The sequence below is a fragment of the Kosakonia sp. WA-90 genome (assembly GCF_039871955.1).
Classification (GTDB): Bacteria; Pseudomonadota; Gammaproteobacteria; order Enterobacterales; family Enterobacteriaceae; genus Kosakonia; species Kosakonia oryzendophytica.
Genome location: NZ_JBDPLJ010000009.1, coordinates 59,901 through 84,879, shown reverse-complemented (window position 1 = coordinate 84,879; position 24,979 = coordinate 59,901). Strand labels below are relative to the sequence as shown.

Genomic DNA, 24,979 nt, shown 5'->3' with positions numbered 1-24,979 from the left:
TGGTCCCACCTGACCCCATGCCGAACTCAGAAGTGAAACGCCGTAGCGCCGATGGTAGTGTGGGGTCTCCCCATGCGAGAGTAGGGAACTGCCAGGCATCAAATAAAGCAGTAAACCGGTGTAAAAACCGGTAAAGTGACAAATTCGGTGGAGCGGTAGTTCAGTCGGTTAGAATACCTGCCTGTCACGCAGGGGGTCGCGGGTTCGAGTCCCGTCCGTTCCGCCACCCTATTTAGGGGCGTAGTTCAATTGGTAGAGCACCGGTCTCCAAAACCGGGTGTTGGGAGTTCGAGTCTCTCCGCCCCTGCCAGAAACAATCCTTAGCATTTATTTGCTAAGGATTTTTTTTTGCGTTTTTTTATCTCATTTCTGTGGAATACCATTCAGCATCCTTGCCTCACGGTTCAATCAATCACTTTGATCTTCAAGAGATCTTTGATCTGGTTTTGTTTGTCACTGTTCTGCAACCAGATGGCATAAAGCGGACGGGAAAGCGCCACAGTATCCGTCACCTGGTGTAAGCATTCTTTTTTATCTGCCCATAAGACAGGTAACCATGTACAGCCATTCAATTGAGTTAACTGGCGATGCGCAACTTCTGCCGAGCTCGTCGTCAATGTGGGCACATCATCGCTGGCAATCAATTCCACCTCATGCTGCTGGAAATCAGGCCCCCATTCCAGACGAAGGTAATTTAGCTCTGATTTTGTTTTTTCAGGTGCTGAGCAATACAGCGCCAGCGTGAAATGTCCCAGTAGCTGACTGCTGAACTCATCCATTTTGGGCGTCTCGGTGGTGATCAGCAGATCTAACTGACGCTCATGCAACTGCTTAACAAGCGATTGCCGCTGTGCAATACGCGCTTCAAACTGCAGATTACCGCCAAGATCATAAAGCCTGGTCAGCCAATCGCTTAGCATGCATTCCCACAGTGAAGCGCTGGCACCGATAGAAAATTGGTGATGACGTGAAGTGTGCGCGACTTCCTTCCTTGCTGCCTGCCATGTGTTCATTAACGTTTCTGCGTAAGGCAGAAGTTTTTCTCCTGCAGCTGTCAGACGGATGTTATTACGATGACGAGTGAAAAGATTGACTCCAAGCTGGTTTTCCAGTTGGCGAATACGAAAACTCACCGCAGATTGCGTCAAATAGAGAGCTTCAGCCGCCCGACCAAAGTGACGAGTCCTGCTCACTTCCAGGAAAGTTTTTAATAATTCCGTATCCACAGCTTTCTCCACAAAAATATTTGTCGTAATGATTTAAATGTTTTGTTTTACACTCTGTCAAGCGTAACTAATACTCCGCGCCATAAATAGCTCGGCCAAAGAATTAGGAGCGTGCAGGATGGCGGAAAGCTTTACGACGACGAATCGTTTTTTCGACAATAAAAATTATCCACGCGGGTTCTCTCGCCACGGTGATTTCACCATCAAAGAGGCTCAACTGCTTGAGCGTCATGGTTATGCCTTTAACGAGCTGGAGCTCGGCAAGCGCGAACCGATGACCGAAGAAGAGATGCAGTTTATTGCCGTTTGCCGTGGAGAACGTGAACCCAGCACTGAAGCAGAACGTGTCTGGATTAAGTATATGGCGCGCATTAAGCGTCCGAAGCGTTTTCATACCCTGTCCGGCGGTAAGCCGCAGACAGAGGGCACGGAAGACTACACAGATTCCGACGATTAAGACAAAGGGGCTGCGGCCCCTTTTTTTATCTCAGCATTTTTTGCAGATGAACAAATAGCCTGTCGATAGCACGGTAACTTAGCGCTTCCTGCAGGTGGCAACGCTGAATCCGTTCTTGCTGCTCCAGATCGGCAATGGTCCTTGCTACCTTCAGCAGACGCTGCCAGGCCCGCACAGACAGACCCAAACGTATTAATGTCTCTTCCAGCCAGTCGCTATCCTCCCCGGAGAGTGAACAGAACAGCCTGGTTTCGCTACTCTCAAGCCGCGCGTTGAGTTTATCCTGACGAGCCAACTGGCGCGCTTGCGCGCTCACAACGCGGGCACGAACCGTTTCACTGCATTCACCTTTGACTTGCGTCTGACTCATTAGCCCGGCGACAGGAAGCGGTATCTCCAGTGAGAGATCAAAACGATCGAGAAACGGGCCTGATAATTTTGCCAAATAGCGTAACGTTTGTTCCGGCGTACAGCGGTTATGTTTCCCCTGATAGTGCCCTGTAGGGCTAGGGTTCATGGCGGCGATCAATTGGAACCGTGCCGGGTAAGTGACTTTCGCTCGTGTTCTGGAAATATCAATTTTCCCTGACTCAATCGGCTCGCGTAACGCATCCAGTACCCGCCTCTCAAATTCTGGCAACTCGTCGAGAAATAATACGCCGTTATGTGCCAGCGAAATTTCACCCGGACCGGGTATTGAACCTCCCCCAACCATAGCTGCGAGTGAGGCGCTGTGGTGAGGCGAACGGAACGGTCGCCGTCGCCAATGCTGGGTGAGGTTGGCGGCGTTTAACACACTCATCACCGCAGCGCTTTCCAGCGCTTCCTGATTGCTCAGTGGTGGAAGTAATCCACCTAACCGACTTGCCAGCATTGTTTTTCCTGTGCCGGGTGGTCCGATGAGCAAGAGATTATGTCCGCCGGCAGCGGTGATTTCCAGTGCCCGTTTTCCCTGTTCTTGTCCGATAACATCACTTAAATCTTCACTGTGCACTTCCTGAGGGAGGTGAAAAGGCTTCGGTGGTAACAATTGATGTTTGTCTTCCAGAAAGGCGCAGACCTCTTGTAAATGTCCAGCAACAAGGCATGCCTGCGTTTGTGCCAGGCTGGCTTCTGCTTCGTTCCCCTGCGCAAGGATGATGTTTCTGTGGGCTTTTAAGGCTTCCATCACACAGGAGATAGCACCAGGAACCCAGCGTAATGCCCCTGTAAGCGCGAGTTCGCCGACAAACTCGTAATGGCTTAACTTTCCGGTTGTAAGCTGCTCAGAGGCAGCGAGAAGCGCGATGGCAATAGGTAAATCGTATCTACCTCCTTCTTTAGGTAGATCCGCCGGTGCCAGGTTGATGGTGATCCGTTTAGCGGGAAACTCATAGCCGCTGTTGATAAGTGCGCTACGTACTCTGTCTCGCGCTTCCCTGACAGTCGTTTCTGGCAGTCCAACGATAGTCAGACCGGGCAGCCCATTGCTGATATGGACTTCTACCGTCACCAGCGGTGCGGCGACCCCCAGAACTGCCCGTGTGTAAATTACTGACAACGCCATAACACCTCCTTTTCGGGGCATTATCGGTTCTCAGTTTTGTCATTTCTCTGCTGTTTTTTTCTATTTGCGTGATGTTTCCCGTTCTTTCATCGCAAGCCTAAACACTTTTCACACTGTTGGAAGCGCGTTCGCATGATCAGTTATAGGGATGTTCAATCTCTGAACAGTGACATGAAAAAGTGAAATATTTTCACCCTTCTTTTTTGCTATATAAAACAAAGGTTTTTTAGCAACCTGTCGACTGCCTCGCAAAATAAGTCATAAATATTTCTTGTGTCTTGTCTCAAATCTGTGATAACTCTTTAGGCATTCCTTCGAACATGAAGCAAGAACGAACACAAATGACAGCCCTTCTACGAGTGATTAGCCTGGTCGTGATTAGCGTGGTGGTGATTATTATCCCACCGTGCGGGGCTGCACTTGGACGAGGAAAGGCTTGAAAAACAAGCCTTAACGAACTAAGACCCCCGCACCGAAAGGTCCGGGGGTTTTTTTATGACCTAAAAACATTAACGAGGAGCAGAGAATGAGTTGTAGCACAAAATTCTGTTTCTCCCGATATCCGGCGGGGAACTAACTATGAATGGGGCACAGTGGGTAGTACATGCGTTGCGGGCACAGAAAGTCGATACCGTATTCGGGTATCCGGGTGGCGCAATTATGCCGGTTTACGATGCATTGTATGACGGCGGCGTGGAACACCTACTGTGTCGGCATGAGCAAGGCGCGGCGATGGCAGCCATCGGGTATGCCCGCTCTACGGGTAAGACTGGTGTGTGTATCGCCACCTCTGGTCCTGGTGCCACCAACCTGATCACAGGTCTTGCCGATGCACTGTTAGATTCCGTTCCGGTCGTCGCTATCACAGGGCAGGTTGCAGCGCCGTTTATCGGTACCGATGCATTTCAGGAAGTAGACGTGCTGGGTTTATCCCTGGCCTGTACGAAACACAGCTTTTTGGTTGAGTCGCTGGAAGATTTACCCCGCGTGATGGCCGAGGCTTTTCACATTGCCAATTCGGGCCGTCCTGGTCCGGTACTGGTTGATATCCCAAAAGATATCCAGCTGGCAGTCGGTAATCTGGAGCCCTATTTCTCCACCGTTGAAGACGATGTTTCCTTTCCGCAAGAGCAGGTTGCTGACGCGTATCAGATGCTCTCTCAGGCTAAAAAACCGATGCTGTATGTCGGCGGCGGCGTGGGAATGGCTCAGGCTGTTCCGGCATTGCGTGACTTCCTTGCGGTCACAAAAATGCCGGTTACCTGCACACTGAAGGGGTTAGGCGCAGTTGAGGCGGAGTACGCTTACTACCTTGGCATGTTGGGTATGCACGGGACGAAAGCGGCAAACTTTGCGGTGCAGGAGTGTGATTTGCTGGTTGCCGTTGGCGCGCGTTTTGATGATCGCGTCACCGGCAAACTGAACACATTCGCGCCGCACGCCAAAGTCATCCATATGGATATCGATCCTGCGGAAATGAGCAAATTGCGCCAGGCGCACGTTGCGCTACAGGGTGATTTAAATGCCTTGCTGCCTGCGTTGCAGCAACCGCTGATGATTGACGAATGGCGTCAGTTCAACGCCGACCTGCGCCGCGAGCATGCCTGGCGTTATGACCATCCCGGTGAGGCTATCTATGCCCCTCTGCTGTTAAAGCAGCTTTCTGAGCGTAAACCGGAAAATAGCGTAGTGACCACCGATGTGGGACAGCACCAAATGTGGGCGGCCCAGCATCTGAGTTTCAATCGCCCGGAAAACTTCATTACTTCCAGCGGATTAGGCACCATGGGATTTGGTTTGCCTGCTGCGGTGGGGGCGCAGGTTGCCCGCCCGGACGATACGGTTATCTGTATCTCCGGTGACGGCTCTTTCATGATGAATGTTCAGGAGCTGGGCACCGTAAAACGCAAACAATTACCGCTGAAGATCATTTTATTGGATAACCAGCGCTTAGGGATGGTTCGTCAATGGCAGCAGTTATTCTTCAATGAACGTTATAGCGAAACCACCCTGACCGATAACCCCGATTTCCTTACGCTGGCCAGCGCCTTTGGCATCCCCGGCCAGCACATCACCCGTAAAGACCAGGTTGAAGCGGCACTCGACACCCTGCTTTCGTGCCAGGGGCCATATTTGCTTCATGTCTCAATCGACGAACTTGAGAATGTCTGGCCGTTGGTGCCGCCCGGCGCCAGTAACGCACAAATGCTGGAGAAATTATCATGATGCAACATCAAGTCGCCGTTGAGGCTCGTTTCAACCCGGAAACGTTAGAACGCGTATTGCGTGTGGTACGCCACCGTGGCTTTCAGGTGTGCGCGATGAACATGGAAACCGCCAGTGATGCGCGGAATATAAATATTGAATTGACCGTTGCCAGTCCGCGGCCTGTCGAATTACTGTTTAGCCAGTTGAGCAAACTTGTCGACGTTGCCAGGGTTGATATCCGACAGCGCGCCACATCATCACAATCACAACAAATCCGCGCATAAGCGCAATAGGAAGAACAATGACGACGAAAAAAGCAGACTACATTTGGTTCAATGGCGAGATGGTTCGGTGGGAAGACGCAAAAGTCCACGTGATGTCCCACGCGCTGCATTACGGTACGTCTGTATTTGAAGGCATCCGTTGCTACGACTCTCACAAAGGTCCTGTGGTCTTCCGCCATCGTGAACATATGCAGCGCCTGCAAGACTCTGCAAAAATTTACCGTTTCCCGGTTTCTCAGAGCACTGACGAACTGATGGAAGCATGCCGTGCCGTGATCCGCAAAAATAACCTGACCAGCGCTTATATCCGCCCATTGGTATTTGTGGGCGACGTGGGTATGGGCGTGAACCCGCCTGCAGGTTACTCCACTGACGTGATCATCGCTGCGTTCCCGTGGGGAGCTTATCTCGGCGCTGAAGCGCTGGATCAGGGGATCGACGCCATGGTGTCTTCCTGGAACCGCGTTGCGCCAAACACCATTCCGACAGCTGCAAAAGCCGGTGGTAACTACCTTTCATCCCTGCTGGTTGGTAGCGAAGCGCGCCGCCATGGTTATCAGGAAGGTATCGCGCTGGATGTGAACGGCTATATCTCTGAAGGCGCAGGCGAAAACCTGTTTGAAGTGAAAGACGGTATCCTGTTTACCCCACCGTTTACTTCTTCCGCACTGCCGGGTATCACGCGTGATGCCATCATTAAGCTGGCGAAAGAGCTGAATATTGAAGTACGCGAGCAGGTACTGTCCCGCGAATCTCTGTACCTGGCGGATGAGGTGTTCATGTCCGGTACCGCCGCAGAAATCACGCCGGTACGCAGCGTCGATGGTATCCAGGTTGGTGAAGGCCGTTGTGGCCCGGTTACCAAACGCATTCAGCAAGCATTCTTTGGCCTCTTCACCGGTGAAACCGAGGATAAATGGGGCTGGTTGGATCAAGTTAACCAATAAATACCCATCATACTTCAGGTTGTAAGTGTGTTGGCTGCACGCGTTCACCCCAGTCACTTACTTATGTAAGCTCCTGAGGATTCACTTGCTTGCCGCCTTCCTGCAACCAGAATGATTTAGGGTATACAGAGAAACATGGGGTGGCACGCACCATCCCATCTACAGGATAGACTGGGAGTTTAAGCATGCCTAAGTACCGTTCCGCCACCACCACCCACGGGCGCAATATGGCGGGTGCCCGCGCGCTGTGGCGCGCAACCGGGATGACCGATGCCGATTTTGGCAAACCGATTATTGCCGTCGTAAACTCGTTTACCCAGTTCGTGCCGGGCCACGTCCATTTGCGCGATCTTGGTAAACTGGTTGCGGAGCAAATTGAAGCCGCAGGCGGCGTCGCGAAAGAGTTCAATACTATTGCTGTCGATGATGGCATCGCGATGGGGCACGGCGGTATGCTTTACTCACTGCCCTCCCGCGAGCTGATTGCTGATTCCGTTGAATATATGGTGAATGCCCACTGCGCCGATGCCATGGTGTGTATTTCCAACTGCGACAAAATCACCCCGGGGATGCTGATGGCCTCCCTGCGTCTGAACATTCCGGTCATTTTTGTTTCCGGCGGCCCCATGGAAGCCGGGAAAACCAAACTCTCTAACCAGATCATCAAACTCGATCTGGTGGATGCAATGATCCAGGGCGCAGACCCGAAAGTCTCTGACGATCAGAGTGAACAGGTTGAGCGTTCCGCTTGCCCTACCTGCGGCTCCTGTTCCGGTATGTTTACCGCCAACTCAATGAACTGCCTGACCGAAGCGTTGGGCCTTTCTCAGCCGGGTAATGGCTCACTTCTCGCCACCCATGCCGATCGCAAAGACCTGTTTATCAATGCCGGCAAACGCATTGTTGAACTGACCAAACGTTATTACGAGCAGGATGATGCCAGTGCGTTGCCGCGTAATATCGCCAGCAAAGCGGCGTTTGAAAATGCCATGACGCTGGATATCGCCATGGGCGGTTCGACCAATACTGTTCTGCACCTGCTGGCCGCCGCGCAGGAAGCGGAAATTGACTTCACCATGAGCGACATTGACAAGCTTTCCCGCAAGGTGCCGCAGTTGTGTAAGGTCGCACCAAGTACGCAGAAATACCATATGGAAGATGTGCATCGCGCCGGTGGCGTGTTGGGTATCCTCGGAGAGCTGGATCGTGCAGGCCTGCTGAACCGCGACGTGAAAAACGTGCTGGGCCTGTCGTTGCCGCAAACCCTTGAACAATACGATGTGATGCTGACCAAAGACGAGGCGGTGAAAACCATGTTCCGCGCAGGTCCGGCAGGCATCCGAACCACGCAAGCATTTTCGCAGAATTGCCGCTGGGACACGCTGGATGACGATCGCGCTGAAGGCTGTATCCGCTCGCTGGATCATGCTTACAGTAAAGATGGCGGTCTGGCGGTGCTGTACGGCAACTTTGCGGAGAACGGTTGTATCGTGAAAACAGCGGGTGTTGATGACAGCAACCTGAAATTTACCGGCCCGGCGAAAGTGTACGAAAGCCAGGACGCGGCTGTTGAGGCTATCCTCGGCGGCAAAGTGGTAGCCGGCGATGTCGTGGTGATTCGCTACGAAGGTCCAAAAGGTGGCCCGGGTATGCAAGAGATGCTTTATCCAACCAGCTTCCTGAAATCAATGGGTTTAGGTAAGGCCTGCGCACTGATCACCGACGGTCGTTTCTCCGGCGGTACCTCCGGTCTTTCTATCGGTCACGTTTCACCCGAAGCGGCCAGCGGTGGCAACATCGGCCTGATTGAAAATGGCGACATCATTGCTATCGACATTCCGAGTCGTAGCATTCAACTGCAACTGAGCGATCAGGAACTGGCTGCGCGTCGTGAAGCCCAGGAAGCCCGCGGCGATAAAGCTTGGACGCCTGTCGATCGCGAACGTCAGGTATCCTTTGCGCTGCGCGCCTATGCCAGCCTCGCGACCAGTGCAGACAAAGGCGCAGTACGCGATAAATCTAAACTCGGGGGTTAATGATGGCCGAATCCCAACCCCTCTCCGCCGCCCCCGAAGGGGCGGAATATCTGAGGGCGGTGCTTCGCGCACCGGTTTATGAAGCGGCGCAGGTAACGCCGCTGCAAAAAATGGAAAAGCTCTCTTCGCGTCTTGATAACGTCATTCTGGTGAAACGCGAAGACAGGCAGCCAGTGCACAGCTTTAAGCTGCGTGGGGCGTACGCGATGATCGCCGGGCTGACGGAAGAGCAGAAAGCAAGCGGCGTAATCACGGCTTCGGCAGGCAACCATGCGCAAGGTGTGGCAATGTCTTCCACCCGGCTTGGTATTAAATCGCTTATCGTTATGCCGGTCGCGACTGCGGATATCAAAGTTGATGCGGTACGAGGCTTCGGCGGCGAGGTACTGCTGCACGGCGCTAACTTTGATGAAGCCAAAGCTAAAGCCATTGAGCTGTCGCAACAGCAGGGTTTCACCTTTGTACCGCCATTCGATCACCCGATGGTGATTGCCGGGCAGGGGACACTGGCGTTGGAGCTTTTACAGCAGGATGCGCATATCGATCGCGTTTTTGTACCGGTGGGCGGCGGTGGTCTGGCGGCGGGCGTAGCGGTGTTGATTAAGCAACTGATGCCGCAAATCAAGGTTATTGCCGTCGAAGCGGAAGAGTCGGCCTGTCTGAAAGCCGCCTTGGATGCGGGCCATCCGGTTGATTTACCCCGTGTCGGGCTGTTTGCGGAAGGGGTGGCGGTAAAACGTATCGGCAACGAAACGTTCCGGCTGTGTCAGGCTTATCTCGACGACATCGTCACCGTGGATAGCGATGCGATTTGTGCGGCGATGAAAGATCTGTTCGAAGACGTTCGCGCTGTGGCTGAACCTTCCGGTGCGTTGGCGCTGGCGGGCATGAAAAAATACATCGCTATGCATAATATTCGCGGCGAACGACTGGCGCATGTGCTTTCCGGCGCTAATGTCAATTTCCACGGTCTGCGCTATGTCTCCGAGCGTTGCGAACTGGGCGAACAGCGCGAAGCACTGTTGGCGGTCACAATTCCGGAAGAGAAAGGCAGCTTTCTGAAGTTCTGCCAGTTGCTTGGCGGGCGTTCTGTTACCGAGTTTAACTATCGCTTTGCGGATGCGAAGGACGCCTGCATTTTTGTCGGCGTGCGCTTAAGCCGTGGGGTAGAAGAACGTAAAGAGATACTCGAACTGCTGCATAAAGGCGGCTATGACGTGGTGGATCTCTCCGACGATGAGATGGCGAAACTGCACGTGCGTTACATGGTCGGCGGTCGGCCATCTAAGCCGTTGCAAGAGCGCTTATACAGTTTTGAATTCCCGGAATCCCCCGGCGCGCTGCTGAAGTTTTTGCACACGCTCGGCACTCACTGGAATATCTCGCTGTTCCATTATCGCAGCCACGGTACTGATTATGGTCGTGTGCTGGCGGCGTTTGAGCTGGCGGATCATGAGCCGGACTTCGAAACCCGGCTCAATGAGCTCGGTTATGATTGCCATGATGAGACGCATAACCCGGCGTTCCGGTTTTTCCTCGCCGGTTAGTCGGTTAATGGTTGGGCAGGATTTGCCAGAATGCACTGACAAGCGGCTCATGCAGCCGCTTTTTTTGTGCGCATACGCCCAGCTCGAACGGGGTTTTCTCGTCGCTGCGCTCAAGGATCATCACCCGATTGCGCACCGGTTCCGGGCTGTTTTCCAGCACCACTTCCGGAATCAGCGCTACGCCACAGCCTAATGCGACCATTGATACCATTGCTTCGTGGCCGCCAACGGTGGCGTAAATCGACGGGTTACTGATTTTATGACGACGAAACCACAGCTCAATGCGGCGGCGCACTGGCCCTTGATCCGCCATAATAAACGGCACCGTCGACCAGTCGGGATCTGGCTGCGAAACCTGGTTGCGTACCGGGCAGGGTAACGCCGGGGCTATCAGCACAACAGCAAGATTTTCCAGCATGGAAAAAGCCACTGCGCCGGGCAAGGTTTCCGGTTTCCCGGCTATCGCCAGATCTGCTTCGCCAGTGACCACTTTTTCCATCGCGTCGGCGGCATCGCCGGTGGTGAGTTTGATTTCCACCGACGGATGTTCAGCACGGAAGCGATCGAGGATCGGCGGCAAATGGCTGTACGCCGCAGTAACGGAACAAAACAGATGCAACTCGCCGGAAAGGGAGGGGCCTTGCTGGTCTATCGTGTGGCGGAGTTGCTGATACTGCAATAAAGTTTGTTGAGCGAAAACGCGCAGTTCTTCTCCCGCTTCGGTCAGTGTGACGGTGCGGTTATCCCGCACAAAAAGCGGCTGGCCGAGATCCTCTTCCAGTCGCTGAATCTGGCGCGAGAGCGTGGAAGGGCTGACGTGCATGGCCCGCGCGCTGCGGCCAAAATGGCGGCTTTCCGCCAAATGCAGAAAAGTTTTCAGGTCGCGTAAATCCATGAGACAGGCTCCACAAATTTGTATTGCAAAAATTGCAATGTCACATTGTTAATATATCAATTTAAGCAACGCATTTCCTGTCATATAGTGGATTCAATCTCGCGAAACAGCGAACCGAACAATAAGCACGACAACACAACATCATGAGGTCTCACCATGGCTAACTACTTTAATACACTGAACCTGCGCCAGCAGCTGGCGCAGCTGGGCAAATGTCGCTTTATGGCGCGTGAAGAATTTGCCGATGGCGCAAGCTACCTTCAGGGTAAAAAAGTGGTCATTGTCGGCTGCGGCGCCCAAGGCCTGAATCAGGGTCTGAATATGCGCGACTCTGGCCTGGATATCTCCTACGCGCTGCGTAAGGAAGCGATCGCTGAAAAACGTGCATCCTGGCGCAAAGCGACCGAAAACGGTTTTAACGTTGGCACCTATGAAGAGCTGATCCCGCAGGCGGATCTGGTGGTTAACCTGACGCCGGACAAGCAACACTCTGACGTAGTGCGTTCCGTACAGCCGCTGATGAAAGATGGCGCGGCGCTGGGTTACTCCCATGGTTTCAATATCGTCGAAGTGGGCGAGCAGATCCGTAAAGACATCACCGTGGTGATGGTTGCGCCGAAATGCCCGGGTACCGAAGTGCGTGAAGAGTACAAACGCGGTTTTGGCGTCCCGACCCTGATTGCTGTGCACCCGGAGAACGATCCGAAAGGTGAAGGTATGGCGATCGCTAAAGCCTGGGCTGCAGCAACGGGCGGTCATCGCGCCGGGGTTCTGGAGTCCTCTTTCGTTGCGGAGGTGAAATCTGACCTGATGGGCGAACAGACCATTCTCTGCGGTATGTTGCAGGCTGGTTCTCTGCTGTGCTTCGACAAGCTGGTGGCAGAAGGTACTGATGCCGCTTACGCGGAAAAACTGATTCAGTTCGGCTGGGAAACCATCACCGAAGCGCTGAAACAGGGCGGCATCACTCTGATGATGGACCGTCTTTCTAACCCGGCAAAACTGCGAGCTTACGCGCTGTCAGAACAACTGAAAGGCATTATGGCGCCGCTGTTCCAGAAACATATGGATGACATCATCTCCGGCGAATTCTCCTCCGGCATGATGGCTGATTGGGCGAACGATGATAAAAAACTGCTGACCTGGCGTGAAGAGACCGGTAAAACCGCATTCGAGACCGCACCGCAGTTTGAAGGCAAAATCAGCGAACAAGAGTACTTCGATAAAGGCGTACTGATGATCGCGATGGTGAAAGCGGGTGTTGAACTGGCGTTTGAAACCATGGTTTCCTCCGGCATCATCGAAGAGTCAGCTTACTATGAATCACTGCACGAGCTGCCGCTGATTGCCAACACCATCGCGCGTAAACGCCTGTATGAAATGAACGTGGTTATCTCTGATACCGCTGAGTACGGTAACTACCTGTTCTCTTATGCCTGTGTTCCGCTGCTGAAAGAGTTTATGACCACGCTGCAGACGGGCGATCTGGGCCAGGCGATTGCCGAAGGCGCTGTTGATAACGCGCAACTGCGTGATGTGAACGAAGCGATCCGCAGTCATGCGATTGAAAAAGTGGGTCAGAAACTGCGTGGCTATATGACCGATATGAAGCGTATTGCTGTCGCAGGCTAAAAAAGAGGTCGGGTAAGCGTTTCGCCAGCCCGACCTGCAGTAACGTAAGCCCGGTAAGCGTGAGCGCTACCGGGCTTTATATTAGTTGCGATACAGCACTTTGATAATGTGATAACCGAACTGGGTGTGCAGCGGGCCGGTCGGCTCCAGCACCGGGCAGGAAAACACCACTTTATCGAAAGCCGGTACCATCTGACCCTGACGGAATTCCCCTAAATGGCCTCCCTTTTTGCCTGACGGGCAAATAGAGTGTTTTTTCGCCAGTTTCTCGAAGTCGCCGCCGTTTTTGATTTGTTCCAGAAGATCCAGCGCCAGTTTCTCTTCTTTAACAAGGATGTGCAGTGCTGCTGCTGTTTTTGCCATGATCGTGCCTTGAGTGGAGGAGTTTGGGCTGGCTATACTACCACGCTGTTTATTTCCTTCCTGACTTTCATTGAGTGATTTTTTCTATGCGTTTAAATCCCGGACAACAACAAGCCGTCGAATTCGTCACCGGCCCCTGCCTGGTGCTGGCGGGCGCAGGATCCGGTAAAACGCGCGTGATCACCAATAAAATCGCTCACCTTATTCGGGGTTGCGGCTATCAGGCGCGACATATTGCAGCGGTCACCTTTACCAACAAAGCCGCACGCGAAATGAAGGAGCGTGTCGCGCAAACGCTGGGCCGGAAAGAGGCTCGGGGGTTGATGATCTCCACGTTCCATACGTTGGGGCTGGATATCATCAAGCGTGAATATGCTGCGCTGGGTATGAAATCTAACTTTTCGTTGTTCGACGATACCGATCAGGTCGCCCTCCTCAAAGATCTGACTGATGGGCTGATCGAAGATGACAAAGTCGTCCTGCAACAACTGATCTCGACGATCTCAAACTGGAAAAACGATCTGCTTACCCCGCAGCAGGCGGCCGCTCGCGCGATCGGCGAACGGGATCGTATGTTCGCCCATTGCTACGGTCTTTATACCGCCCATATGAAGGCGTGCAACGTTCTCGATTTTGACGATTTGATCCTGCTACCCACGCTACTATTGCAGCGCAATGAAGAGGTGCGCGAGCGCTGGCAGAACAAGATCCGCTATCTGCTGGTGGATGAATATCAGGATACCAACACCAGCCAGTACGAACTGGTAAAACTGCTGGTGGGCAAGCGCGCACGGTTTACGGTGGTAGGCGACGATGACCAGTCAATTTACTCCTGGCGCGGCGCGAGGCCGCAAAACCTGGTGTTACTGAGTCAGGATTTCCCGGCGTTGCAGGTCATTAAGCTGGAGCAGAACTACCGTTCTTCCGGGCGTATCCTGAAAGCGGCAAACATCCTGATCGCCAATAACCCACACGTGTTTGAAAAACGTCTGTTTTCGGAGCTCGGCTACGGTACGGAGCTGAAAGTCCTGAGCGCCAACCATGAGGAGCATGAAGCTGAGCGCGTGACCGGTGAGTTGATTGCCCATCACTTTGTGAATAAAACGCAGTATAAGGATTATGCCATCCTCTATCGCGGCAACCATCAGTCGCGGGTGTTTGAAAAATTCCTCATGCAGAACCGCATTCCGTACAAGATTTCTGGCGGCACCTCCTTTTTCTCGCGCCCGGAAATTAAAGATCTGTTGGCTTATCTGCGGGTGCTAACCAATACGGATGATGACAGCGCGTTTTTGCGCATTGTGAACACGCCGAAGCGTGAAATTGGTTCCGCCACGCTGCAAAAACTGGGGGAATGGGCAATGGTGCGCAATAAGAGCCTGTTTGCCGCCAGCTTTGACGTTGGGCTAAACCAGACGCTTACCGGGCGCGGTTATGAGTCTTTAACACGCTTTACCCAGTGGCTTGGCGATATACAGCGCCTGTCGGAGCGTGAGCCCATTGCTGCCGTGCGTGATCTCATTCACGGCATTGATTATGAATCCTGGTTATTCGAAACCTCGCCCAGCCCGAAGGCGGCGGAAATGCGTATGAAAAACGTCAATACGTTGTTTGGCTGGATGACCGAGATGCTCGAAGGTAATGAACTGGATGAGCCGATGACGCTGGATCAGGTAGTCACGCGTTTCACCCTGCGCGATATGATGGAGCGGGGTGAAAGCGACGATGAGTCCGACCAGGTACAACTGATGACACTGCATGCGTCTAAAGGCCTGGAGTTCCCTTATGTCTTTCTGGTCGGCATGGAAGAAGGCTTACTGCCGCATCAAAGCAGCATTGATGAAGATAACGTTGATGAGGAACGCCGTCTGGCTTACGTTGGCATAACGCGTGCGCAGAAAGAGCTGATTTTCACGTTGTGCAAAGAGCGTCGTCAGTACGGTGAACTGGTGCGCCCGGAGCCAAGCCGTTTTCTGCTGGAGTTACCGCAAGATGATCTGATCTGGGAGCAAGAGCGCAAGGTAGTCAGCCCGGAAGAGCGCATGCACAAAGGCCAGGCCAATGTGGCGAATATCCGGGCGATGCTGGCAAAAGCGAAAGGAAAATAAAAAAGCCCGGTACTACCGGGCCTTATCAACGCTTATTGGTTACCGGATTTCCAGCGCCCAGTGTACATAGCTCTGCCACTGGCTTTCCTGCTCGATCAACTCCGCACCCAGCGGATGGCCAGCCAGCCAACCCTCAGGAAGTGTCAGTGTGAGTTTTTCACCCTGTGCGCTAACGGCAATGTCCGGCAACAGGTCGTCACGACGACGGTTGGCAAAGATAATCGCCAGACGCAGTAAACGGCACAGATGTTCCGCAACGCGTGGCGGTACGGCGTTTTGCTGATGCAATGACGAGAGATCAACCGCGTTGGTCTGGTTCAACAGCAGTGTGGCAAGCAGTTTTTTCTGCGCTGGTGTAAAGCCAGGCAGGTCGAGATTTCGTACCAGCCAGGCGGCATGTAGCGGTGCCTGTTTGAACTCTATGCTGAGGCCGATTTCGTGAAGTTCGCAGGCAACTTTCAGGATATCGGTGCTGTAAGCATCAAGATCCCATGCTTTTTCAACGCCCTGCGCAAAGCGTCCCGCCAGCGTGGAGACACGTCTTGACTGATCGGTGTCGATGATAAAACGGCGCTGAATATTGCGCAGCGTGCGGCTGCGAATATCCTGATCGACTGCCAGATGCAACATGCCGTAGACCAGACCTTCCCGCAATGCGCCACCGGCGAGCGTCATGCTTTCAATATTCATCTCAGTGAAAATGGCGATCAAGATCGCCAGGCCGCTTGGGAAAACCAGCGCACGCTCAAGCGTCAGGCCTTCAATCTCCAGTTCTTCAAGACGCCCGCACTGAATCGCGCGCTGCTTCAACTGCTGCAGTTTGGCGAGGGTGATGCGTTCATCCATCCCTTGCGCCATCATGATCTCTTGCAACGCCTGAACCGTGCCGGATGCGCCGACGCAGACTTTCCAGCCGTGGCGACGAAGCTCACCGGCGACCGGACGCAATACCTCGCGAGCCGCAAGCTCTGCCGCCTGGAAATTCTCCTGCCCGAGATTGCGATCGGTAAAAAAACGTTCTAGCCAGGTGACACAGCCCATCGAAAGGCTGAACAGCGATGTGGTTTGTGCGCCGGTGCCAGTCACCAGTTCGGTACTTGCGCCGCCAATATCCACGACAAGACGCTGATCGGCGCCGCCTGTTGTGTGGGCAACGCCTTGATATATCAGGCGCGCCTCTTCTTCACCGCTGATAACTTGCACCGGGCAGCCGAGGATCTCTTGCGCCTTATCGAGGAAAGTCCGGGCGTTAACTGCCAGACGCAGCGTGGCGGTTGCCACGACGCGGATTTGTTCTTGCGGGATATCCTGTAGTCGTTCAGAGAACAGCCGCAGACATTGCCAACCGCGCTCCATGGCTTCCTGAGAAAGATGATTTTCGCTGCTCAGGCCGGCGGCCAGGCGAACCTTGCGTTTAATGCGGGACAGCGTCTGGATACTGCCCGCCACCTCGCGTACAACCAGCATATGAAAACTGTTGGAACCGAGATCAATAGCTGCATAGAGCGAGGCGGAACCGAGCATATTTTTTTAACCTGAACGACGACGATTACGTGGTGCGCCACCACTGCGACGCGGGCCGTTGCCAGAGCGGGGGCGCGTCAGGCGTTTTGGCGGCGGCAGTTCGCTGAGCAGGGCATCCGGGTTGTATTTACTGACCGGAATGGAGTGGCCAATATAGGTTTCAATAGCGGGCAGGTTCAGCGCGTATTCTTCACAGGCCAGGCTGATGGAATTGCCGCTTGCGCCAGCGCGACCGGTACGACCGATACGGTGCACGTAATCTTCGCAATCGTCCGGCAGATCGTAGTTAAAAACATGTGTTACGGCAGGAATATGCAGACCACGAGCCGCCACATCTGTTGCTACCAGAATATCGAGATCGCCACGTGTGAATTCATCAAGAATGCGCAGGCGTTTTTTCTGCGCCACATCGCCCGTCAATAAACCAACACGGTGACCATCTGCGGCCAGGTGGCCCCAGATATCTTCACAACGGTGTTTAGTGTTGGCGAAGATGATTGCACGATCCGGCCACTCTTCTTCAATCAGCGTTTGCAGTAAACGCATTTTTTCATCATTGGACGGATAGAACAGCTCTTCTTTGATACGGTGGCCGGTTTTCTGTTCCGGTTCGACTTCCACGTATTCAGCGTTGTTCATTTGCTCGAACGCCAGTTCACGCACCCGGTAAGAGAGGGTCGCGGAGAACAGCATATTAAGACGCTGGTCGGTTGCCGGCATACGGCGGAACAACCAACGGATATCTTTTATAAAGCCCAGATCGTACATACGATCGGCTTCGTCCAGCACCACGACCTGGATCGCGCCCAGGTTAATATGGTTCTGTTTGGTGTAATCAATAAGGCGGCCAGTGGTGCCGATCAGAATATCGACGCCGCTTTCCAGTACTTTCAGCTGCTTGTCGTAGCCATCACCGCCGTAAGCCAGGCCCAGTTTCAGACCTGTCGCCTGCGCCAGGGGCTCCGCATCGGCGTGGATTTGCACCGCAAGTTCACGGGTCGGCGCCATAATAATTGCGCGCGGCTGGTTCACTTTGCGGTCTTCGATCGCCGGGTGAGAAAGGAGATAGTGGAACGTTGACGTTAAAAACGCCATCGTTTTGCCGGTACCGGTTTGCGCCTGACCTGCAACATCCCGGCCCGCCAGCGTCAGCGGAAGGGCCAGTGCCTGAATAGGCGTGCAATTATGAAACCCTTTATTTTCAAGGGCCTCAATCACTTTTGGGTGCAGGGCGAAGTCGGAAAACTTCTGTTCTGTTAAATGTGTTTTGCTCATAGTGTGGTAGAATATCAGCTTACTATTGCTTTACGAAAGCGTATCCGGTGAAATAAAGTCAACCTTTAGTTGGTTATTGTGGCATCAACACGTTGCTGTTTTATGCTACACCAACACGCCAGGCTTATTCCTGTGGAGTTATATATGAGCGATAAAATTATTCACCTGACTGACGATAGTTTTGACACGGATGTACTCAAAGCAAACGGGCTTGTTCTCGTCGATTTCTGGGCAGAGTGGTGTGGTCCGTGTAAAATGATCGCCCCGATTCTGGATGAAGTCGCTACTGAGTACGAAGGCAAACTGACCGTTGCCAAGCTGAACATTGACCAGAATCCAGGTACCGCACCGAAGTACGGTATTCGCGGGATTCCAACCCTTCTGCTGTTCAAAAACGGCGAAGTGGCGGCAACCAAAGTCGGTGCTTTGTCTAAAGGCCAACTGAAAGAGTTCCTGGACGCCAACCTGGCATAATCCGGGCTCAGCCGGCGCGCCAGCACTCCTATTTTATGTGGATCGCTGGACGCCCGGCTTCAGCCGTGCTAACTTTGTTTTGACTTCGTTTTGAACATACCTTAGTAGTTTGAATCTTGCATTACCCCGATACTTCCCGTAGAGCTGCATTGCCGCGAGAGAAGTAGACAGATTCCGGGCTTGTCACTCATTCCGTCTTATCGTTTCAGTTCTGCGTCCATTCCTGTGACCAGACGCCGATCGGACATGAGTTGATGGCCGTTAACAGGCATGGATGACCCTGCCATACCATTCACAACATTAAGTTCGAGATTTACCCCGAGTTTAAGAACCCACACCATTATGAATCTTACCGAATTAAAGAATACGCCGGTTTCTGAGCTGATCACTCTCGGCGAAAATATGGGGCTGGAAAACCTGGCCCGTATGCGCAAACAGGACATCATTTTTGCCATCCTGAAGCAGCACGCGAAGAGTGGCGAAGATATCTTTGGCGACGGTGTGCTGGAGATTCTGCAGGATGGATTTGGTTTCCTCCGCTCCGCAGACAGCTCCTACCTCGCCGGTCCTGACGACATCTACGTTTCTCCCAGCCAAATCCGCCGCTTCAACCTCCGCACCGGTGACACCATTTCAGGTAAGATTCGCCCACCTAAAGAAGGTGAACGTTACTTTGCACTGCTGAAAGTCAACGAGGTGAACTTCGATAAGCCGGAGAATGCGCGCAACAAGATTCTGTTCGAGAACCTGACGCCGCTGCATGCGAATTCGCGTCTGCGTATGGAACGCGGTAATGGCTCAACCGAAGACTTAACCGCCCGCGTTTTGGACCTGGCGTCACCCATCGGTCGCGGTCAGCGTGGTCTGATTGTTGCACCGCCGAAAGCCGGTAAAACCATGCTGCTGCAGAATATCGCGCAGAGCATCGCGTACAACCATCCAGACTGTGTGTTGATGGTGTTACTGATTGACGAACGTCCGGAAGAAGTGACCGAGATGCAGCGTCTGGTGAAAGGTGAAGTGGTTGCTTCCACCTTTGACGAACCAGCTTCCCGCCATGTGCAGGTTGCTGAGATGGTTATCGAAAAAGCCAAGCGCCTGGTTGAGCATAAGAAAGACGTGATCATTCTGCTGGACTCCATCACCCGTCTGGCGCGCGCTTACAACACCGTGGTGCCGGCATCCGGCAAAGTGTTAACCGGTGGTGTGGATGCAAACGCCCTGCATCGTCCGAAGCGTTTCTTCGGTGCAGCGCGTAACGTGGAAGAGGGCGGTAGCCTGACCATCATCGCAACGGCGCTGATCGATACCGGTTCGAAGATGGACGAAGTGATTTACGAAGAGTTTAAAGGCACCGGTAACATGGAGCTGCATCTCTCCCGTAAAATTGCTGAAAAACGCGTCTTCCCGGCCATTGATTACAACCGTTCCGGTACGCGTAAAGAAGAGCTGCTCACCACTCAGGAAGAGCTACAGAAAATGTGGATCCTGCGCAAAATCATTCACCCGATGGGTGAGATCGATGCGATGGAGTTCCTCATTAACAAGCTGGCGATGACGAAGACGAATGATGAGTTCTTCGACATGATGAAGCGCTCTTAGAACAAATAAACCCCAGATGCGCCACGTTTTTACGTGGCGTTTTTCATTTATGGGCTATACGCTATATGCACTGGGACAGGCATTGTCCGACACAGACCTCGTCAAAAGGATATATTCTTCGTATGAATTCCTCATTTGACTGAAAAACAAACAATAACGTCTGTGAATGACCTGCTTTCTCCTTTTATGGAGCGTGGCATCGTCGTTATACTGCCGGGATCAACATTCGCTGAGAGCATGCATTGTGAATTTACTCACTGCGTTTACTGAATTATTCAGTATCTTCTTGTTCACTACCGCCTTCTTGTTCTTCGCCAGGAAAATGGCGAAGTATGTGGGGTTGGTGGACAAACCTAACTACCGAAAACGGCATCAGGGACTGATTCCGCTGGTAGGGGGAATTTCAGTCTACGCTGGTATCTGCTTTACTTTTGCTATTACAAACGATTATATCCCTCACGCTGCGCTCTACCTGAGTTGTGCAGGGGTGCTGGTCTTTGTCGGCGCGCTGGACGATCGCTTTGATATTAGCGTTAAAATCCGTGCGGCTATCCAGGCCGGGATCGCAGTTGTAATGATGATGGTGGGCAAACTCTATCTGAGCAGCCTTGGTTTCATCTTCGGTTCCTGGGAGATGGTGCTAGGGCCATTTGGTTATCTGCTTACCTTGTTTGCAGTATGGGCCGCGATCAACGCCTTTAATATGGTGGACGGCATTGATGGCCTGCTGGGTGGGTTATCGTGTGTTTCCTTCGCCGCCATCGGCATCATTTTATGGTTTGATGGACAATTCAGCCTGGCGATTTGGTGCTTCGCAATGATTGCGGCGATTGTGCCTTATATTCTATTAAATCTCGGTGTCCTTGGCCGCCGCTACAAAGTTTTTATGGGTGATGCTGGCAGTACGTTGATCGGTTTTACTGTCATTTGGATTTTACTGGAAACCACCCAGGGTAAGACGCACCCCATCAGCCCGGTTACTGCGTTATGGATCATCGCCATTCCGCTGATGGATATGGTGGCGATTACCTATCGTCGGCTGCGTAAAGGCATGAGCCCTTTTTCACCGGACCGTCAACATATCCACCATTTGATCATGCGGGCAGGTTTCACTTCCCGTCAGGCGTTTGTGCTTATCACTCTTGCGGCTGCGCTGTTGGCGGCCATTGGCGTGGTGACGGAGTACCTTCATTTCATTCCAGAATGGGTAATGTTGGCATTATTTTTGCTGGCATTCTTATTGTATGGCTACTGTATTAAGCGAGCCTGGAAAGTGGCGCGTTTTATCAAGCGGGTAAAACGCAGGATACGCCGTAACAAACACCAAAAATCAACACTAACCAAATAAAACCGGGAAAGCGATGATTCAACCAGCGTCGGAAGCAACTTCAACAGAAACGGAAAATGAACTGGATATCCGGGGCTTGTTTCGTACCCTTTGGGCGGGGAAATTGTGGATTGGAGGGGGAGCGCTGCTGTTTGCATTGTTCGCGTTAGCCTGGACATTTTTCGCGCCCCAGGAGTGGAGCGCCAATGCAATCACCGACAGGCCGACGGTCAATATGCTCGGCGGGTATTACTCTCAGCAGCAGTTTTTGCGCAATCTGGATGTCAAGGCCAACCTGGCATCAGCGGATCAACCGTCTGTCATGGATGAGGCGTATAAAGAGTTCATTATGCAACTTGCTTCCTGGGATACACGCCGCGATTTTTGGTCACAAACAGATTATTTCAGGCAGCGCCAGGTAGGGAATAGCAAAGAAGATGCAGCGCTTCTGGATGAGCTGATAAACAATATCCAGTTCGCCCCTGGCGATGCGGCGCGTAACCTGAATGACAATGTGAAGCTTATTGCTGAAACTGCGCCGGATGCGAATAACTTGCTACGTCAGTATGTCGCTTTCGCCAGCCAGCGTGCTGCCAGCCATTTAAACGATGAGCTGAAAGGTGCGTGGGCGGCCCGGACTATCCAGATGAAAGCGCAGGTTAAACGCCAGGAAGAGGTGGCAAAAGCGATTTTTAACCGGCGCCTGCATAACGTTGAACAGGCGCTGAAAGTGGCTGAGCAGAATAATATCTCTCGCAATGAAACCGAGGTTCCGCCGGATGAGTTACCTGATTCGGAACTGTTTATGTTGGGCCGCCCAATGCTGAAGGCACGTCTGGAAAACCTGCAAGCAGTGGGGCCGCAATTCGATCTGGACTATGATCAAAACCGGGCCATGCTGAATACGCTGAATGTCGGCCCCACACTTGATCCTCGTTTTCAGACTTATCGTTATTTGCGCACGCCGGAAGAACCGGTAAAACGCGACAGCCCGCGTCGTGCCTTCATGATGATCATGTGGGGAATTGTTGGCGCGTTAACAGGAGCCGGGGTTGCATTAACGCGACGCCGTTCGGATTAAACGCCGTCTGCGATGAAGGCACCTTGCGCCTTCATCATCTACTCGAAGAGAATCGTTGTGAAAGTACTTACCGTATTTGGCACGCGACCAGAAGCCATCAAAATGGCTCCGCTGGTACATGCGCTGGCAAGGGATCCTGACTTTGAGGCGAGAGTTTGCGTCACTGCGCAGCATCGGGAGATGCTCGATCAGGTGTTGAACCTCTTCTCAATTGTCCCGGATTACGACCTGAATATTATGCGCCCTGGGCAGGGGCTAACCGAAATCACCTGCGGTATCCTCGAAGGACTGAAACCTATTCTTGAGTCTTTCCGTCCGGATGTGGTGCTGGTGCATGGCGACACCACGACCACTATCTCGGCGAGCCTTGCTGCATTTTACCAACGTATCCCGGTTGGGCACGTGGAAGCCGGGCTGCGTACCGGTGATCTTTCATCCCCCTGGCCGGAAGAAGCCAATCGTACGTTGACTGGTCATCTGGCGATGTATCACTTTGCGCCGACGGAGAATTCTCGCCACAACCTGCTGCAAGAAAATATTGCCGATAACCGTATTTTCGTCACCGGTAATACGGTTATCGACGCGCTTTTCTGGGTGCGCGATAGCGTACTGAAAGACCTTTCGTTACATGGTGAGCTGGCGGCACGCTACCCGTTTCTCGACGAGAATAAAAAACTCATTTTGGTTACGGGTCATCGTCGCGAGAGTTTTGGTCGCGGATTTGAGCAGATTTGCCACGCGCTGGCAGATATTGCAGCACAACATAACGATGTGCAGATCGTCTATCCGGTACACCTGAACCCGAATGTCAGCGAGCCGGTAAATCGTATCCTCAGCCAGGTTGAGAACGTCACGCTGATCGAACCGCAGGACTATTTACCGTTCTTGTGGTTGATGAATCATGCATGGCTGATCCTCACCGATTCGGGGGGGATTCAGGAAGAAGCGCCATCGCTGGGGAAACCGGTGCTGGTGATGAGGGATACCACGGAACGACCCGAAGCGGTCGAAGCCGGAACGGTGAAACTGGTCGGCACGGACCGCCAGCGCATTGTCGAAGAGGTTACGCGCCTGCTTCACGATAACGATGCCTGGCAGACCATGAGTCGTGCGCATAATCCGTATGGCGACGGGCAGGCTTGTCGTCGCATTTTGCACGCACTAAAAAACAATCGGGTAACACTATGAGCTTTACAACCATTTCCGTCATTGGCCTCGGATACATTGGCCTTCCTACCGCAGCGGCGTTTGCTTCCCGGAAAAAGCAGGTCATCGGGGTTGATATCAACGCACGCGCCGTGGAAACCATTAATCGCGGAGAGATCCATATTGTCGAGCCGGAACTGGATAACGTCGTAAAAGCCGCGGTAGAGGGCGGATATCTGCGCGCCAGCACCACGCCGGTCACAGCAGATGCCTACCTGATTGCCGTACCCACGCCCTTTAAAGGTGAACATGAGCCGGATATGGTTTATGTCGAAGCGGCGGCAAAATCCATTGCACCGGTGTTAAAAAAAGGCGCACTGGTGATTCTTGAGTCCACCTCGCCGGTCGGGGCGACTGAGCAAATGGCCGCCTGGCTTGCGGCCGCCCGCCCGGACCTTACCTTCCCACAGCAGGTCGGGGAAAAGGCCGACATCAATATCGCCTATTGCCCTGAGCGTGTGCTGCCGGGACAAGTTATGGTTGAACTGATTAAAAATGATCGAGTAATTGGCGGCATGACACCGGTGTGCTCGGCGCGCGCAAGCGAGCTGTACAACATTTTCCTTGAAGGTGAATGTGTGGTGACCAACTCCCGCACCGCAGAAATGTGCAAACTCACCGAAAACAGTTTTCGCGACGTCAACATCGCTTTTGCCAACGAGCTGTCGCTGATCTGTGCCGACCAGAACATTAACGTCTGGGAATTGATCCGTCTGGCAAATCGTCATCCGCGCGTGAATATTCTGCAACCAGGCCCTGGCGTGGGCGGTCACTGCATCGCTGTCGATCCGTGGTTTATTGTGGCGCAGAACCCGCAACAGGCGAGACTCATTCGTACTGCACGTGAGGTGAACGATCATAAGCCGCATTGGGTATTGGATCAGGTAAAAGCCACCGTTGCCGACTGTCTGACCACAAGCGATAAGCGCGCGAGCGAACTGAAAATCGCCTGTTTTGGGCTGGCCTTTAAACCCAACATTGACGATCTGCGCGAAAGTCCGGCGATGGAAATTACACGCAGTGTAGCGCAGTGGCACGGTGGCGAAACTCTGGTGGTTGAACCGAATATCCATCAGCTTCCTGCCTCGCTGACCGGTATCAGTAAACTGGTCAGCATGCAGGAGGCACTGGCACAGGCGGATGTGCTGATCATGCTGGTCGATCACAAAGAATTTAAAGCGCTGGATGGCCGCTGCATCACGCAGCGTCACATTGTGGACACCAAAGGCGTCTGGCGCTGA

At 53.1% G+C, this 24,979-nt stretch carries 21 protein-coding genes, 2 tRNA genes and 1 rRNA gene; 18 read left to right on the top strand and 6 right to left on the bottom strand.

Features of this window, described 5'->3' with window-relative positions; translation table 11 throughout:
• The 3 genes from rrf to ABGA49_RS15250 all read left to right on the top strand — a co-directional run.
• Positions 1-97: ribosomal RNA gene (rrf, locus tag ABGA49_RS15260) — 5S ribosomal RNA — on the top strand; the annotation flags it as partial.
• 52 nt (positions 98-149) lie between these two features.
• A tRNA-Asp gene (locus tag ABGA49_RS15255) sits at positions 150-226 on the top strand.
• 8 nt (positions 227-234) lie between these two features.
• Positions 235-310: transfer RNA gene (locus ABGA49_RS15250), tRNA-Trp, on the top strand.
• Positions 311-404: 94 nt separating this feature from the next.
• On the opposite strand, the gene hdfR is transcribed toward ABGA49_RS15250, so the two are convergent.
• Entirely contained in the window at positions 405-1,238 is an 834-nt protein-coding gene (gene hdfR, locus ABGA49_RS15245) for an HTH-type transcriptional regulator HdfR (protein ID WP_088237706.1), read from the bottom strand.
• A 106-nt stretch (positions 1,239-1,344) separates the two neighbouring features.
• Here hdfR and ABGA49_RS15240 point away from each other — a divergent pair, with 106 nt between their 5' ends.
• The gene (locus ABGA49_RS15240) at positions 1,345-1,683 is read left to right on the top strand and encodes a DUF413 domain-containing protein (RefSeq protein ID WP_061499247.1); all 339 of its coding nucleotides are present in this window, start codon (positions 1,345-1,347) and stop codon (positions 1,681-1,683) included.
• A gap of 25 nt (positions 1,684-1,708) precedes the next feature.
• Here ABGA49_RS15240 and ABGA49_RS15235 read toward each other — a convergent pair whose 3' ends face one another.
• Complete coding sequence (locus tag ABGA49_RS15235) at positions 1,709-3,229, bottom strand: YifB family Mg chelatase-like AAA ATPase (RefSeq protein ID WP_347665762.1); 1,521 nt, start codon at positions 3,227-3,229, stop codon at positions 1,709-1,711.
• Between the two features lie 341 nt (positions 3,230-3,570).
• Here ABGA49_RS15235 and ilvL point away from each other — a divergent pair, with 341 nt between their 5' ends.
• The 6 genes from ilvL to ilvA all read left to right on the top strand — a co-directional run bounded on the left by ilvL (position 3,571) and on the right by ilvA (position 10,251).
• Complete coding sequence (gene ilvL / locus ABGA49_RS15230) at positions 3,571-3,669, top strand: ilv operon leader peptide (RefSeq protein WP_001311244.1); 99 nt, start codon at positions 3,571-3,573, stop codon at positions 3,667-3,669.
• 139 nt (positions 3,670-3,808) lie between these two features.
• A complete protein-coding gene (gene ilvG / locus ABGA49_RS15225) occupies positions 3,809-5,455 on the top strand; it encodes an acetolactate synthase 2 catalytic subunit (RefSeq protein ID WP_061499240.1) in 1,647 nt (548 codons plus the stop codon).
• On the top strand, positions 5,452-5,721 hold the full coding sequence (gene ilvM / locus ABGA49_RS15220; RefSeq protein WP_017459702.1) for an acetolactate synthase 2 small subunit: 270 nt from the start codon (positions 5,452-5,454) through the stop codon (positions 5,719-5,721). The genes ilvG and ilvM overlap by 4 nt, the downstream gene beginning before the upstream one ends.
• A 17-nt stretch (positions 5,722-5,738) precedes the next feature.
• Complete coding sequence (gene ilvE, locus ABGA49_RS15215) at positions 5,739-6,668, top strand: branched-chain-amino-acid transaminase (protein ID WP_061499237.1); 930 nt, start codon at positions 5,739-5,741, stop codon at positions 6,666-6,668.
• A 185-nt stretch (positions 6,669-6,853) separates the two neighbouring features.
• On the top strand, positions 6,854-8,704 hold the full coding sequence (gene ilvD / locus ABGA49_RS15210) for a dihydroxy-acid dehydratase (RefSeq protein WP_061499234.1): 1,851 nt from the start codon (positions 6,854-6,856) through the stop codon (positions 8,702-8,704).
• A gap of 2 nt (positions 8,705-8,706) precedes the next feature.
• On the top strand, positions 8,707-10,251 hold the full coding sequence (gene ilvA / locus ABGA49_RS15205; RefSeq protein WP_088237739.1) for a threonine ammonia-lyase, biosynthetic: 1,545 nt from the start codon (positions 8,707-8,709) through the stop codon (positions 10,249-10,251).
• 4 nt (positions 10,252-10,255) lie between these two features.
• On the opposite strand, the gene ilvY is transcribed toward ilvA, so the two are convergent.
• Positions 10,256-11,146, bottom strand: a complete 891-nt coding sequence (gene ilvY, locus ABGA49_RS15200) for an HTH-type transcriptional activator IlvY (protein WP_061499226.1) — start codon at positions 11,144-11,146, stop codon at positions 10,256-10,258.
• Positions 11,147-11,302: 156 nt separating this feature from the next.
• Here ilvY and ilvC point away from each other — a divergent pair, with 156 nt between their 5' ends.
• Positions 11,303-12,778: a ketol-acid reductoisomerase gene (gene ilvC, locus ABGA49_RS15195; protein ID WP_061499223.1), complete on the top strand. Its 1,476-nt coding sequence runs from the start codon at positions 11,303-11,305 to the stop codon at positions 12,776-12,778.
• A gap of 81 nt (positions 12,779-12,859) precedes the next feature.
• On the opposite strand, the gene ppiC is transcribed toward ilvC, so the two are convergent.
• Entirely contained in the window at positions 12,860-13,141 is a 282-nt protein-coding gene (ppiC, locus tag ABGA49_RS15190) for a peptidylprolyl isomerase PpiC (RefSeq protein WP_001140255.1), read from the bottom strand.
• A gap of 86 nt (positions 13,142-13,227) precedes the next feature.
• Between ppiC and rep the strand changes: the two genes are divergently transcribed.
• Complete coding sequence (rep, locus tag ABGA49_RS15185) at positions 13,228-15,249, top strand: DNA helicase Rep (RefSeq protein WP_347665761.1); 2,022 nt, start codon at positions 13,228-13,230, stop codon at positions 15,247-15,249.
• A gap of 39 nt (positions 15,250-15,288) precedes the next feature.
• On the opposite strand, the gene gppA is transcribed toward rep, so the two are convergent.
• Together gppA and rhlB are read right to left on the bottom strand one after the other, a co-directional pair.
• Positions 15,289-16,773 (bottom strand): guanosine-5'-triphosphate,3'-diphosphate diphosphatase, encoded by a 1,485-nt coding sequence (gppA, locus tag ABGA49_RS15180; protein ID WP_134319232.1) that lies wholly within the window; start codon positions 16,771-16,773, stop codon positions 15,289-15,291.
• Positions 16,774-16,779: 6 nt separating this feature from the next.
• On the bottom strand, positions 16,780-18,048 hold the full coding sequence (gene rhlB, locus ABGA49_RS15175) for an ATP-dependent RNA helicase RhlB (RefSeq protein WP_061499212.1): 1,269 nt from the start codon (positions 18,046-18,048) through the stop codon (positions 16,780-16,782).
• A 144-nt stretch (positions 18,049-18,192) separates the two neighbouring features.
• Here rhlB and trxA point away from each other — a divergent pair, with 144 nt between their 5' ends.
• From trxA to wecC, 6 genes are all read left to right on the top strand, one after another.
• Positions 18,193-18,522 carry a thioredoxin TrxA gene (trxA, locus tag ABGA49_RS15170; RefSeq protein ID WP_061499209.1) on the top strand — a complete coding sequence of 110 codons (330 nt, stop codon included), beginning with the start codon at positions 18,193-18,195 and terminating at the stop codon, positions 18,520-18,522.
• Between the two features lie 342 nt (positions 18,523-18,864).
• Entirely contained in the window at positions 18,865-20,124 is a 1,260-nt protein-coding gene (rho, locus tag ABGA49_RS15165) for a transcription termination factor Rho (RefSeq protein WP_004386383.1), read from the top strand.
• Between the two features lie 244 nt (positions 20,125-20,368).
• Positions 20,369-21,472, top strand: a complete 1,104-nt coding sequence (wecA, locus tag ABGA49_RS15160) for a UDP-N-acetylglucosamine--undecaprenyl-phosphate N-acetylglucosaminephosphotransferase (RefSeq protein ID WP_061499206.1) — start codon at positions 20,369-20,371, stop codon at positions 21,470-21,472.
• A gap of 13 nt (positions 21,473-21,485) precedes the next feature.
• Positions 21,486-22,532 (top strand): ECA polysaccharide chain length modulation protein, encoded by a 1,047-nt coding sequence (gene wzzE, locus ABGA49_RS15155; RefSeq protein ID WP_088237711.1) that lies wholly within the window; start codon positions 21,486-21,488, stop codon positions 22,530-22,532.
• Between the two features lie 57 nt (positions 22,533-22,589).
• Positions 22,590-23,720, top strand: a complete 1,131-nt coding sequence (wecB, locus tag ABGA49_RS15150; protein ID WP_061499201.1) for a UDP-N-acetylglucosamine 2-epimerase (non-hydrolyzing) — start codon at positions 22,590-22,592, stop codon at positions 23,718-23,720.
• A complete protein-coding gene (gene wecC / locus ABGA49_RS15145; protein ID WP_134319229.1) occupies positions 23,717-24,979 on the top strand; it encodes a UDP-N-acetyl-D-mannosamine dehydrogenase in 1,263 nt (420 codons plus the stop codon). The genes wecB and wecC overlap by 4 nt, the downstream gene beginning before the upstream one ends.